Origin of the sequence: Pseudomonas sp. AD21 (assembly GCF_002878485.1) — a bacterium.
In the GTDB taxonomy this organism is placed as follows: Bacteria; Pseudomonadota; Gammaproteobacteria; order Pseudomonadales; family Pseudomonadaceae; genus Aquipseudomonas.
In genome coordinates this window covers 154,886-167,692 of the sequence record NZ_NQYG01000003.1, presented here as the reverse complement: position 1 = coordinate 167,692, position 12,807 = coordinate 154,886, and the positions used below count along the sequence as shown (strand labels likewise).

Sequence of the window (12,807 nt, the reverse complement as noted above, 5' to 3'; positions counted from 1 at the left end):
TAATTCCCAGGTCTTTTACGCTGTCGGTTTCAGGCTTTTTTCAACCAGTAACGGTAAACGCCTGCATCGTCTTCTTCGTGCAGCAGCGTATGACCAGCCAAACGGGCAAAGGTGCGGAAGTCACGCTGCGAGCCAGCATCCGTAGCGATCACCTTGAGCACCGCGCCGCTGGGCAACTTGTTGAGTTCCAGTTTCGCCTTGAGCAACGGCAACGGGCAATTCAGGCCACTGGCGTCCAGTTCACAGTCATGGGCTACAGCGTCAGTCATTGCGGCACTCCGGTTCAGGTGGTTGAGCGGCCTAGAATATCTGGTCGCAAGCCCGGTGTCCGGCTACAGTAAGGTCTTTGTCTTCTAAGGCTTTGTGCATGACATTTCTGCGCCCTACCCTGCTGACGCTCGCTTGCCTGCTCGCCTCACCGGGCTTTGCCGACGATCTGCCGTCACTTGGCGACGCCAGTTCTGCCATTGTCTCGCCACAACAGGAATACCAGCTCGGCCGCGCTTGGCTGGCCATGTTGCGAAGCCAGGTTGCTCAGCTCAACGATCCGCAGCTCAAGGATTACGTCGAGTCCAGCGTCTATAAGCTGGTGGAAACCAGCCAGGTCACCGACCGCCGTCTGGAATTCATCCTGATCAACAGCCCGCAACTCAACGCATTCGCCGCCCCAGGCGGTGTGGTCGGGGTCAACGGCGGGTTGTTCCTCAACGCGCAGACCGAAGGCGAATACGCCTCGGTACTGGCCCACGAACTGGCTCACTTGTCACAACGCCACTTCGCTCGCGGCGTCGAAGCTTCGCAGCGCATGCAGGTGCCGATGATGGCCGCACTGCTGGCCGGCATCGTGATTGCCGCCGCCGGTGGCGGTGATGCCGGGATCGCAACCATTGCCGGCACTCAGGCCGCGGCCATTCAGTCACAACGTACCTTCTCACGCCAGAACGAACAGGAAGCCGACCGTATCGGCATCCTCAACCTGGAAAAGGCCGGGTACGACCCACGCTCGATGCCGACCATGTTCGAACGGTTGATGCGCCAGTACCGCTTCGACGCCAAGCCGCCGGAGTTCCTGCTGACTCACCCGGTGACCGAATCGCGTATCGCCGACACCCGCAACCGTGCGGAACAGGCACCGGCGGGCGGCATCGAAGACAGCATGCGCTATCAACTGATCCGCGCCCGCGTGCAACTGATCTACGAAGAAACCCCGGGACTGGGCGCCAAGCGTTTCCGCGCGCAACTGGACGAGAACCCGAAAAATGACGTGGCGCGCTACGGCCTGGCAATCGCCCAGATCAAAGGCGGTCAGCTCAATGAAGCCCGGGAGAACCTCAAGCAACTGCTGGCCAAGTCGCCCAACGAGATCATCTACAACCTCGCGCAGATCGATCTGGACATCACCAACAACCGTCTGCCGGATGCGCAAACGCGGGTTGACCGGATGCTCACGCAATTTCCGGGCAATTACCCGCTGAATCAGGTCCGTGTCGATCTGTTGCTGAAACAGAACCGCACTGCCGACGCGGAGAAAGCCCTCGAAGGTTTGCTCAAATCCCGCCCGAACGATCCGGACGTGTGGTATCAGGTCGCCGAAACACGTGGTCTGTCCGGCAATATCATCGGCTTGCATCAGGCCCGCGCCGAGTACTTCGCGCTGGTGGGCGATTATCGTCAGGCGATCCAGCAACTCGATTTCGCCAAGCGCAAAGCAGGCAGCAACTTCCCTCTGTCCTCACGCATCGATGCCCGCCAACGCGAGCTGATGGAGCAAGAGCGCATGATCAAGGACATGATGGGCTGAGATTTCTTCAGCGATGCAAATGTTTCAGGCATAAAAAAACCGCCTCTTTCGAGGCGGTTTTTTATTTCACCGCAGGCAGATTATTCAGCCAGTTTGAAGGTGATGAAGCTGGCACGACCTTGACGCAGAACGCGCATCGATACCGAACGATTCTTCGGCAGCGCCTTGGCGATCTCGGCGAACTCCTTGGTGGAGCCGATGGCCTGGTTGTTCAGGTGAGTGATCACGTCACCCGGCTGCAGACCGATCAGCGCTGCTGGACCGTCCTGAACGTCCTTGATGACCACCCCGCCCTTGAGGTCGTTGGTTTTCTTCTGCTCATCGGTCAGTTCAACTACCGACACGCCGAGGCGATTGCTGCTGCTTTCCGTGCCGGACTTCGGCAGTGCTGCCAGCTCTTTGTCTTCGTCCGGAATCGCGCCAACCGTCAGTTCGACGTTCTTGCGCTTGCCGTCACGAATCACTTCGAGGTTGGCCTTGGCACCCGCCTTCAGCGCACCCACCAGATGTGGCAGGTCGGCGGACATGACGATCGGCTGACCGTTCATGCTCAGGATCACGTCGCCCACTTGCAGGCCGCCCTTGGCTGCCGGACCGTCATCCTGGATCTGCGCAACCAGCGCACCGGCCGGCTTATCAAGACCGAACGACTCGGCCAGATCCTTGTTCACTTCCTGGATGACCACGCCCAGCCAGCCGCGGCTGACCTTGCCACCGCTTTTCAGCTGATTGGAAACGTCCATCGCCACATCGATAGGGATGGCGAACGATACGCCCATGAAGCCACCGGAACGGGTGTAGATCTGCGAGTTGATCCCGACCACTTCACCATTGAGGTTGAACAGCGGGCCACCGGAGTTGCCCGGATTGATCGGCACGTCGGTCTGAATGAACGGCACGTAGTTTTCGTTTGGCAGGCTACGGCCGACGGCACTGACAATGCCCTGGGTCACGGTGTGGTCAAAGCCGAACGGCGAACCGATCGCCACGACCCATTGACCAGCCTTCAGGTCCTGAGACTTGCCAAGTTTGAGCACCGGCAGGTCCTTGCCATCGATTTTCAGCAGGGCCACGTCGGAACGCGGATCGGTGCCGATCAGCTTGGCTTTCATTTCACTGCGATCAGCCAGGCGCACGAGGATTTCGTCGGCATCGGCAATCACGTGGTTGTTGGTCAGGATGTAGCCATCCGAGGAAATGATGAAACCCGAGCCCAGTGATTGCGCTTCGCGCTGGCGATCACCCCGTGGCGAACGCTGCTGAGGCGGCATGCCACGCTCGAAGAACTCACGCAGCATCGGCGGCAAGCCTTCCAGGTCTGGCATCTGCTGGTTCACTTTGCGATCCGGCAGTTTCTGCGTGGTACTGATGTTCACCACCGCAGGCGAGGCCTGTTCGACCAGTTGGGTGAAATCCGGCAGGTCGGCTGCCTGGGCAGCAGAAACAGCCTGACCAAGCACCAGCACGGTGGCGAAAATGGAGAGATAAGACTTCAAGCTAAGTATCGACATACAGCTCCCGTTACGACGAGCAGGGTTAAGCGATATGGAGCAAGGAACACCGGGAACCGCGGGCCGGCATTTTTGTTCCGGGAACAACAGACAAGGCCAGAGCCGTGAGGCTCTGACCTATAAAAAACTTTCGGGTGATTTGCAAATGAAAATGCTGAGCAAACATTTCATCTACGTCTCGACGAAGAGGTGGAAATGACTGAAATCAGCTCACTGCTTGCTGGTTGCAGCGCCATCGTTGCGCATCGACAGAGCAATCCGTTCGGCCGTGCCGATTGGAATTTCGCCGACCACCGTCACCATCATTTCGCCTTCAGGCGTGGTCAGGCGGCGGGAGACAGCAACAGTCGGCCCCAGCTGCGTGCGGGTATCGGTCACTGTCGCACCGTTCAGAGGCTCCAGAAAGACCGAGAATCGCGCCAACCCGTCGTCATACATCAGGCTGTTGACCTGAGTTTTGGTTTCCGGGTCTTTGTGCGAGGTGCTGCTGGTCAGTTCAAAGCCCGGCGGCAGCCAGTCGGAATGCCAGACCTGAGCGGTCTTCACGGCAGACGCCTTGTCACTGTCGAGCGTAATTGTCTTGCACTCGGTGCCAGGTTGCAGGTCTTTATCCGACGGGACGTCGGCGGTATCAAGACTGGTGAACTGGAAGCGCTCGAGTAACTGCCCTTTGTCATTGAGCAGCAACGACTTGAGGGGCAAACCGGTCTGCTTGTCCAGATGCAGTTCGAAACCATAGCGATGCTGATCTCGAGGCGTCAGTGATACGATCACCGCATCACGCCCGGCCACGCGCGACTTGCCGATGACGGCAAGGTCATACCAGTTTTTCAGCTTTTGGGGATCAAGCGAACGAGCAGTCGAGTTGGGAGAGTCTCCCAACCCCGCAATCAGGGTGCCGCTGACGCATTGAGTATGCCCATCAACGCGCACGACTTCCTGCGCCGAGCCGTCGAGCTGAAGCAGCCGCTCGCGGACCTGACCATTCTGGACACGATGCCAGATGTTGTGGGTAGAAAAACTACCGTTACGCTCGTAAACGAAGGTGCCGTGGAAGCTTTGCTGCTGCTCGGCCTGGCCCAGACGGGTCAACCAGTCCTGGGCCTCATCGGCATGGGCTGGAACAATGAACCAGCCGCTGAGCAAAAGCGAAAGTAGAGGTATGGCGCGCATGATCCTCCTTAACGGTTTTCCATGCTTGCTGCACGCGCATAAGGCAAGGCGCTTTCAGTACCTTTCAGTGCAGCCTGCTGGGCATGCTGGCGCAGATAACCTGGCAGACGCTGATCGTGCCAGCCTGGCTGACCTTGCAGTACACCATTGGCCATCGGGCCTGTGGCTTCCGAGCTTTCCTTATAGCCAGCCAGAACAGCCGGGCCCTTGACCTGTGGAGCGGCCAGGGATGGCTGATTGGATTGCTGAGCCAGCTCGACACCAGCGATTTCGTCCTGGTTGTACAGGCGAACACCGGCCAGTACGGCAACGGTCACCGAGGCTGCAACGGCCAGACGACCGAGGTTGCGCCAAGGGCCACGGGATACTTTGGCTGGAGCCGTTTCGTCTTCCAGCGCAGCAGAAACTGCCGCAGCAATGTCCAGACGCGGAAGCAGCAGATCCTTGTGCATGGCTGCCCGAGCGATCTGATAACGAGCCCAGGTCTCACGGGTTTCAACATCGTCCAGTGCATTGATCACTCGACGCAATTCCAGTTCGTCCGCTTCGTTATCCATCACTGCGGACAGCGATTCCTGCAGGGCTTCACGACTCATGGCGTTCCTCTCTTGGCTGTCGCCGCTGTCTCAGTTTTCCTGCAACAACGGCTGCAGGGCTTTATCGATGGCCTCCCGGGCGCGGAAGATCCGGGAGCGCACGGTACCCACCGGACACTGCATGACGCTCGCAATGTCCTCGTAACTCAGACCATCGAATTCGCGTAAAGTTAAAGCCGTACGCAAATCCTCTGGCAGTTGCTGAATGGTTCGATGGACGGTGCCTTCGATCTCATCCCGCAGCAATGCGCGCTCCGGTGATTCAAGATCCTTGAGGCCGTGATCGCCGTCGTAGAACTCTGCATCTTCAGAACTTACATCGCTATCCGGCGGCCGGCGGCCGCGTGAAACCAGATAGTTTTTTGCCGTGTTGATGGCAATGCGGTAAAGCCACGTATAGAACGCGCTGTCTCCGCGAAAGTTTCCTAGCGCTCGGTATGCCTTGATAAAGGCTTCCTGAGCCACATCCTGGGCTTCATGGGTGTCGTGCACGAAACGCACGATCAACCCGAGAATTTTGTGCTGATATTTCAGCACCAGCAGATCGAAAGCTCGCTTGTCGCCACGCTGAACGCGTTCGACCAGCTGCTGATCCTCTTCCTGGGTTAGCATGAACACTCCTCGATAAGCATGGAGGAGGCTTGCATAACTAAACGACCAGACTTGCAAACATAGACTCGGGCTTTTCGCAAAAGTTCTCCCCCTCCAGGCAAGTTTCCTGCGGGCTCTGATTTGGCACGCACGAAAAACGCAGCGCGGGATAAACCGGCTGCGCGAATAATCTTGTCATCGGTTCGCCGGCAAAAACCCAATCGCAGGTTCTGCATTGAAGCCGACACTGTCCCGTGTTTCAGGCAACTGTCTATTGATCTTGGGCCTCTGGCAAAAGTTCCAATTATTTATAGGCATGCTGAAGCGACATTGAGCGACCGTGCGCTGAAAAAGCCTGTTTCATCCTCGATACAGTCGCCTTTTCCCAAAACGACAGAAAAAAACTCCCGACGAAGCGTCAAGCATTTGTCGTCACAGTAGTTTCACAATGCCATACGAGCCCGGCTATTGTGCCGCTCCACCCCTCTATATACTAGTGGGCTGTGTGGCTGTCTTGACTCGCCGATCCAGCTGTCTTGCGCCAACCCCGATCCGGGTCGCTTTGAGCGGAATCCTGAAATGAGCCAACAGTTTCAACACGATGTTCTGGTCATTGGCAGCGGCGCTGCCGGTTTGAGTCTCGCGCTGACCCTGCCGGGTCATTTGCGCATTGCCGTATTGAGCAAAGGTGATCTGGCCAACGGCTCGACCTACTGGGCCCAGGGCGGCGTCGCTGCCGTGCTGGACGATACCGATACTGTCGAATCCCACGTCGACGACACTTTGAACGCCGGCGGCGGCCTGTGCCATGAAGACGCGGTACGCTTCACCGTCGAGCACAGCCGCGAAGCTATCCAGTGGCTGATCGACCAGGGCGTCCCCTTCACCCGTGACGAACAGTCCGGCACCGAAGACGGCGGTTTCGAATTCCACCTGACCCGCGAAGGCGGTCACAGCCATCGACGCATCATCCACGCCGCCGATGCAACGGGCGCAGCGATTTTCACCACCCTGCTCGCCCAGGCCCGACAACGCAGCAATATCGAACTGCTGGAGCAGCGAGTTGCCGTTGATCTGATTACCGAGCGTCGCCTGGGCATGGACGGTGATCGCTGCCTCGGCGCCTACGTGCTGAATCGGGCGACCGGAGAAGTCGACACCTACGGCGCACGCTTCGTGATCCTCGCGTCCGGCGGCGCGGCCAAGGTCTACCTCTATACCAGCAACCCCGACGGCGCTTGCGGCGATGGCATCGCCATGGCCTGGCGTTCGGGTTGCCGGGTGGCGAACCTGGAATTCAACCAGTTCCCCCCCCCCTGCCTATATCACCCGCAAGCCAAGAGTTTCCTGATCACCGAAGCCCTGCGCGGCGAAGGTGCACACCTGAAACTGCCCAACGGCGAACGCTTCATGCCGCGCTTCGACAAACGTGCCGAACTGGCCCCGCGCGACATCGTCGCCCGGGCCATCGACCATGAAATGAAGCGTCTGGGCGTCGACTGCGTCTATCTGGACATCAGCCACAAACCCGAAGCCTTCATCAAAAGCCACTTCCCGACCGTCTACGAGCGCTGCCTGGGATTTGGCATCGACATCACCAAGCAACCGATCCCGGTCGTACCGGCGGCGCACTACACCTGCGGCGGCGTGATGGTCGACCAGCACGGTCGCACCGACGTGCCGGGGCTGTACGCGATTGGCGAAACCAGCTTCACCGGTTTGCACGGCGCCAACCGCATGGCCAGCAATTCGCTGCTCGAATGCTTCGTCTACGCCCGTTCGGCGGCAACGGACATTCTTGCGCAACTGGATGATATTGCGGCCCCAAGCGCTTTGCCCGAATGGGACGCCAGCCAGGTGACCGATTCGGACGAAGACGTGATCATCGCGCACAACTGGGACGAATTGCGTCGTTTCATGTGGGACTACGTGGGCATCGTGCGCACCAACAAGCGTCTGCAACGGGCACAGCACCGTGTGCGTCTGTTGCTGGACGAGATCGACGAGTTCTACAGCAACTATAAAGTCAGCCGCGACCTGATCGAGTTGCGCAACCTGGCGCAAGTCGCTGAGCTGATGATCTGCTCGGCCATGGAGCGCAAGGAAAGTCGCGGACTGCATTACACCCTCGACTACCCGAACCTGCTGCCAGAGGCGCTCGATACTATTCTGGTGCCGCCCACCTACGCCGGCTGAACTTGAGCCGCACCCGCAGGCGTCGGTGTACATCTGCCGCCTGCGCGTCGCGTGGTACGCAGATCGATCTGACGCGCCACTCTCCGCGCAGACGAAACCGCAGCACCACGATCAGTGGCAGCGCCAGGCTGTCAGGGCGCAGTTGCGCCGCTTGCCAGCCGCCCGCCTGACTCCACAGCTGCCAGCCATCGGCATCACGTCGCAAACCGCAAAATGCGTCGGGATGCGTCAACATCACTTGCCGTGGCAACACCCAGAGCGCCTGTATCAGACACGCGAATGCGCCGAGCAGACTGGCCCAGAGTGGAATCGAAAGCATAAACAAGGCACCCAGAGCGAACGCCTGGGCCAACAGATACACCGCCAGCAACTGCCGTGAGGCATGCCAGCGGCATTCGAACGTGTTACTTGGGCTGAACACGATCCAGAATCATCCGGACCATGCGCTGCAGCTCCGGGTCTTCGGATTCGCTGCGCTCCATGAACCAGCCGAACATGTCCTGATCCTCACAGGTCAGCAGGCGGACATACAAATCGCGATCGACCTGATTGAGGTGCGGGTAAGCCTCTTTCACGAACGGCACCAGCAACACGTCAAGCTCAAGCATGCCGCGACGGCTGTGCCAAAAGAGGCGATTCAGTTCAACTTGTTCGACCATGGAGCCCTCCTCAAATAGGCGCGCAGTATACAGCCCCGACGCGGGACGCACAGTCGGCTTTGGTCGGGCACCACCGATCCTTTATCAACTACCCATTTCAACAACGCGCCCTTATGATGTGCCCCAGACTTTTTACCCTGCGATGACCCATGGCCGATTCTGCTTTTTTCTGCACCCTGACTCATGAAGGCGTACTCGCGGTTCGCGGCGTGGATGCCGGCAAATTCCTGCAAGGCCAATTGACCTGCAACCTCAATTACCTCAGTGACAGTCAGGCCAGCCTCGGCGCGCGCTGCACGCAAAAAGGCCGGATGCAGTCCAGCTTCCGCATTCTGCTCGAAGGTGACGGCGTGCTGCTGGCGATGGCCAGCGAACTGCTGGAGCCACAGCTGGCGGACCTGAAAAAGTACGCCGTGTTCTCCAAATCCAAACTGACCGACGAAAGCGCCGCCTGGGTGCGTTTTGGTCTGGAGCATGGCGACAAGGCGCTGGCCGCGCTCGGCCTGCCATTGCCCGCCGACACCGACAGCGTGGTGCGCAGCGAAGGCCTGATCGCGATTCGCGTCTCGTCGAATCGCGCCGAACTCTGGGTGCCGGCCAATCAGGCCGATACGATCAAGGCCAGATTGGCCGCCGCCCTGCCTGAAGGCGATCTGAACCAATGGCTGCTGGGCCAGATCCGCGCCGGTATCGGCCAGGTCATGCCGACCACCCGCGAGCTGTTCATCCCGCAGATGCTCAACCTGCAAGCGGTCGGCGGCGTGAGCTTCAAGAAAGGCTGCTACACCGGTCAGGAAATCGTCGCGCGCATGCAGTACCTGGGCAAGCTCAAGCGGCGCCTGTATCGCGTGCAACTGGACGCGACTGAACTGCCGGAACCGGGCACCCCGCTGTTCGCCCCAAGCCATGGCAGTGCCATCGGCGAAGTGGTGCTGGCCGCCCGCACCGAAGAAAAAATTGAACTGCTGGCGGTGTTGCAGGCCGAAGCTGCCGAAGCGGGTGATCTGCACCTGGGTGCCCTTGAAGGCCCCGCGCTGCATTTGCTCGACTTGCCCTACGAACTGGATCGTGACCGCGAAATCCAGCGCTGATCGCAGCATTTGTTGCAACACCCTAGAGAGTCCACATGAGCGAGCTGGCGGATAAGGTCCAACAGGATTTGGTTGAGGCCATCGATAACGATGACCTGGTTCTGCCAACGTTACCGGAAGTGGCCCTGCAAATTCGCAAGGCCGCCGAAGACCCGGAAATCAGCGTCAGCGATCTGAGCAAAGTGATTGGCCGGGACACGGCGCTCTCGGCGCGCCTGATCAAAGTGGTCAACAGTCCGCTGTTGCGCGCTGCGCAGGAAGTCACCGACCTGCACACCGCCATCACCCGGCTGGGCATCAACTACAGCAGCAACCTGGCGATCGGCCTGGTGATGGAGCAGATTTTCCACGCGCGTTCCGAAGTGGTCGAACAGAAAATGCGTGAAGTCTGGCGCAGGAGCCTGGAGATCGCCGGCGTCAGCTACGCGCTGTGCCGGCGCTACACCCAGCTCAAACCTGACCAGGCTGCGCTCGGAGGACTGGTGCATCAGATCGGCGTACTGCCGATCCTGACCTACGCCGAAGATCACTACGAACTGTTGTCGGATCCGGTCAGCCTCAACCATGTGATCGACCACATTCACCCCCTGCTGGGCGACAAGCTGCTGCGCGTCTGGGAGTTTCCGGAAAGGCTGGTGGAGCTGCCGGGGTTGTATCAGGACTTCAAGCGCAATTCGGCACAGATTGACTACGTCGATCTGGTGCAGGTGGCTAGCCTGTATTGCCACAAGGACACCGATCATCCGTTTTCGCGGATTGATCCGGCGAGTGTGCCGGCGTTTCACAAGCTGGGGATTGATTCAGAGAACCAGCAATTGTGCGCTGATCTGAAAGAGTCGCGGACGATGTTTTACTGATCAGGAACCGCGGCGCGGCCTTCGCGAGCAAGCTCCCACATGGGATCTGTGTCGTACACAAATCCCATGTGGGAGCTTGCTCGCGAAGAGGCCCGCACCAACACCACATTTACCCGGCAATAAAACTCACTCGAACCTTCAAACCCGCCTGCTCGCCATCATGCAACGTGATCTGCGCCAGGTGCGCGCGGCAGATTTCCCCGACAATCGCCAACCCCAGCCCTGAACCCGCCACCTGCTGATTACGTCGGTAGAAGCGCTCAAACACCCGATCACGCTCTTCCAGTGGAATTCCCGGCCCGTCATCTTCGACCTCAAGAACCGCCGGCGCCGCCACCCGCAAAATCACGTTGCCGCCCGGCTGGGTATGGGCGAGTGCGTTGTCCACCAGATTGCTCAGCAACTCATTGAGCAACGTGGGTTCGCCGCGCAGCCACACCGGCTCATCCGCCTCCAACGCCAGCGCGACGCCGCGCGCATGGGCCAAAGGCGCCATGGCCATACCCAATTCGCGGGCCAACTGACTCAGATCCAGCAGTTGCGCGCCGCCTTCGGCAATCGCCCGGGCACCGTTTTCCACCCGCGCCAGCGACAACAGTTGATTGGCCAGGTGGGTCAGGCGATCGGTGCTCTGCGCCGATGACTCCAGAGTACTGCGCCAGGTTTCCGGCTCGCTGGAACGCAATCCCAACTCCAGCCGCGCCTTCAACGCCGCCAACGGTGTGCGTAGCTCGTGCGCGGCATCAGCAATGAATTGCGCCTGACGCTCGAACTGCCCACGCAAACGCTCGGTGAAATGGTTGAGTGCGCGCACCAGCGGCCACAACTCGCGCTGCACTTCCACCAGCGGCAGCGGCCGCAAATCGTCCGGCTGACGCTCCTCCACCGCCGTGCGCAAGCGCTCCAGCGGGCGCAGCGCGGCACTGACCGCAAACCACACCAGCATCAGAGCGCCGATGGCCAGCATGCCCAGGCGCAACAGCGTGTCGGCCGCCAGACTGCGGGCCATGGCGACCCGCGCCTCGTCGGTTTCAGCGACACGGATTTCCGCCATGCCGTTCATGTTCGGCTCGGTCACCGCTTTGAGCAGACTGACCACACGCACGTTCTGCCCGCGATACGTCGCGTTATAGAAGCGCGCCAACGCCGGATAATCGTCGGTGCGTGGCGTGCCGGGTGGCGGCCCGGGCAGATTTTCATAACCGGAAATCAGCTTCTGATGGATGTCGTTGACCTGGTAATAAATCCGCCCGGCACTGTCGTAGGCGAAGGTATCGAGGGCCACGTAAGGCACGTCGGCGCTGAGCGTCCCGTCGCGCTGCGACAGGCCCGCAGCGATGGTTCGGGCCGAGGCCAGCAAGGTGCGGTCGTAGGCGGTGTCGGCGGCTTCGCGCCCGTTCCAGTACGCGCTCAAGCCACTGGCGAGCATCAACACCACCAGCAACAGCGCGAGGTTCCACAGCAACCGCCAGCGCAGGCTGCTGGGCTTATGCATCGCGGCTTTCCAGCAAGTAACCGAGGCCGCGGAAGGTCACGATCGCCACCGCTTGGCCGTCGAGTTTCTTGCGCAGGCGATGCACGTAGATTTCGATGGCGTCGGGGCTGGCTTCTTCGTCAAGACCGAACACCTGAGCAGCCAGTTGCTCCTTGCTCATCACCCGTCCCGGGCGTGCAATCAGCGCTTCCAGCACCGCCTGCTCGCGGGAGGTCAGGGTCAGCAACTCTTCGCCGAGGCTGAAGCGCCGGGTGTCCAGATCGTAAGCCAGCACGCCGCAACGCTGCTGACGTTCGCCGCCGAGCACACTGCGCCGCAGCAGGGCTTTGACCCGGGCTTCGAGTTCGGTCAGTTCGAACGGTTTGGCCAGGTAATCGTCAGCGCCGAGATTCAGGCCGTGAACCCGGTCCTTCACGTCACTGCGCGCCGTCAGCATCAATACCGGCAGGTTTTTACCGCGTGCACGCAGGCGCGCCAGCACCTCGAAACCGTCCATGCGCGGCAGACCGACATCGAGGATCGCCATCGCGTACTCCTCGCTGCCCAGCGCCAGGTCGGCAGCCACGCCATCGTGCAATACGTCCACGGTCAGACCGGTGCTCTTGAGCGCCTGGGCGACACTTTCGGCCAGTTGCAGATGGTCTTCGACGAGCAGAACACGCATGGATCTCTACCTCATTCAGGGATGGCCGACGCCACTCTTTGCCGCGGAGTTTACAGCCGCAACCGCCGCTGTGAAGCCCGAAAACCGTGAAAACCAACTGAAAGGTTAGCGAAAGGTTAGGCCGTTAGAGTCCGGTCACGGACAGTTTCGACTGCCGTCGCTGCTGCCACACA

Annotated in this window: 13 protein-coding genes; 4 read left to right on the top strand and 9 right to left on the bottom strand. The window is 60.0% G+C overall.

All coding sequences use genetic code 11. The annotated features are described in order from the left end of the window. Positions 1-29 precede the first annotated feature (29 nt). Positions 30-269, bottom strand: coding sequence for a sulfurtransferase TusA family protein (locus PseAD21_RS02975; RefSeq protein WP_102354434.1), 240 nt, complete (start codon positions 267-269; stop codon positions 30-32). Between the two features lie 98 nt (positions 270-367). Here PseAD21_RS02975 and PseAD21_RS02970 point away from each other — a divergent pair, with 98 nt between their 5' ends. Continuing rightward, positions 368-1,801: a M48 family metalloprotease gene (locus PseAD21_RS02970; RefSeq protein WP_102354433.1), complete on the top strand. Its 1,434-nt coding sequence runs from the start codon at positions 368-370 to the stop codon at positions 1,799-1,801. An 80-nt stretch (positions 1,802-1,881) separates the two neighbouring features. Here PseAD21_RS02970 and PseAD21_RS02965 read toward each other — a convergent pair whose 3' ends face one another. The 4 genes from PseAD21_RS02965 to rpoE all read right to left on the bottom strand — a co-directional run bounded on the left by PseAD21_RS02965 (position 1,882) and on the right by rpoE (position 5,693). Continuing rightward, positions 1,882-3,312: a DegQ family serine endoprotease gene (locus PseAD21_RS02965; protein WP_102354432.1), complete on the bottom strand. Its 1,431-nt coding sequence runs from the start codon at positions 3,310-3,312 to the stop codon at positions 1,882-1,884. Positions 3,313-3,522: 210 nt separating this feature from the next. After that, entirely contained in the window at positions 3,523-4,485 is a 963-nt protein-coding gene (locus PseAD21_RS02960; protein ID WP_102354431.1) for a MucB/RseB C-terminal domain-containing protein, read from the bottom strand. An 8-nt stretch (positions 4,486-4,493) separates the two neighbouring features. Further along, positions 4,494-5,081, bottom strand: coding sequence for a sigma-E factor negative regulatory protein (locus PseAD21_RS02955; protein WP_102354430.1), 588 nt, complete (start codon positions 5,079-5,081; stop codon positions 4,494-4,496). 30 nt (positions 5,082-5,111) lie between these two features. Further along, positions 5,112-5,693: an RNA polymerase sigma factor RpoE gene (gene rpoE, locus PseAD21_RS02950; RefSeq protein WP_003172477.1), complete on the bottom strand. Its 582-nt coding sequence runs from the start codon at positions 5,691-5,693 to the stop codon at positions 5,112-5,114. Positions 5,694-6,251: 558 nt separating this feature from the next. On the opposite strand from rpoE, the gene nadB reads away from it, so the two are divergent. After that, complete coding sequence (gene nadB / locus PseAD21_RS02945) at positions 6,252-7,868, top strand: L-aspartate oxidase (protein WP_102354429.1); 1,617 nt, start codon at positions 6,252-6,254, stop codon at positions 7,866-7,868. Here the strand turns inward: nadB and PseAD21_RS02940 are convergent. Both PseAD21_RS02940 and PseAD21_RS02935 read right to left on the bottom strand, forming a co-directional pair. Continuing rightward, positions 7,837-8,289: a protein YgfX gene (locus tag PseAD21_RS02940; RefSeq protein WP_102354428.1), complete on the bottom strand. Its 453-nt coding sequence runs from the start codon at positions 8,287-8,289 to the stop codon at positions 7,837-7,839. The genes nadB and PseAD21_RS02940 overlap by 32 nt on opposite strands. Further along, positions 8,273-8,527, bottom strand: coding sequence for a succinate dehydrogenase assembly factor 2 (locus PseAD21_RS02935; RefSeq protein ID WP_025110671.1), 255 nt, complete (start codon positions 8,525-8,527; stop codon positions 8,273-8,275). Before PseAD21_RS02935 ends, PseAD21_RS02940 begins: the two co-directional genes overlap by 17 nt. A gap of 149 nt (positions 8,528-8,676) precedes the next feature. Between PseAD21_RS02935 and PseAD21_RS02930 the strand changes: the two genes are divergently transcribed. After that, a complete protein-coding gene (locus PseAD21_RS02930) occupies positions 8,677-9,618 on the top strand; it encodes a folate-binding protein YgfZ (RefSeq protein ID WP_102354427.1) in 942 nt (313 codons plus the stop codon). A 35-nt stretch (positions 9,619-9,653) separates the two neighbouring features. Then, on the top strand, positions 9,654-10,475 hold the full coding sequence (locus tag PseAD21_RS02925) for an HDOD domain-containing protein (protein WP_102354426.1): 822 nt from the start codon (positions 9,654-9,656) through the stop codon (positions 10,473-10,475). Positions 10,476-10,584: 109 nt separating this feature from the next. On the opposite strand, the gene PseAD21_RS02920 is transcribed toward PseAD21_RS02925, so the two are convergent. Together PseAD21_RS02920 and PseAD21_RS02915 are read right to left on the bottom strand one after the other, a co-directional pair. Then, positions 10,585-11,970, bottom strand: a complete 1,386-nt coding sequence (locus tag PseAD21_RS02920) for a sensor histidine kinase (protein WP_102354425.1) — start codon at positions 11,968-11,970, stop codon at positions 10,585-10,587. After that, positions 11,963-12,634, bottom strand: coding sequence for a response regulator (locus PseAD21_RS02915; protein WP_102354424.1), 672 nt, complete (start codon positions 12,632-12,634; stop codon positions 11,963-11,965). The genes PseAD21_RS02920 and PseAD21_RS02915 overlap by 8 nt, the downstream gene beginning before the upstream one ends. Between the last annotated feature and the right edge of the window lie 173 nt (positions 12,635-12,807).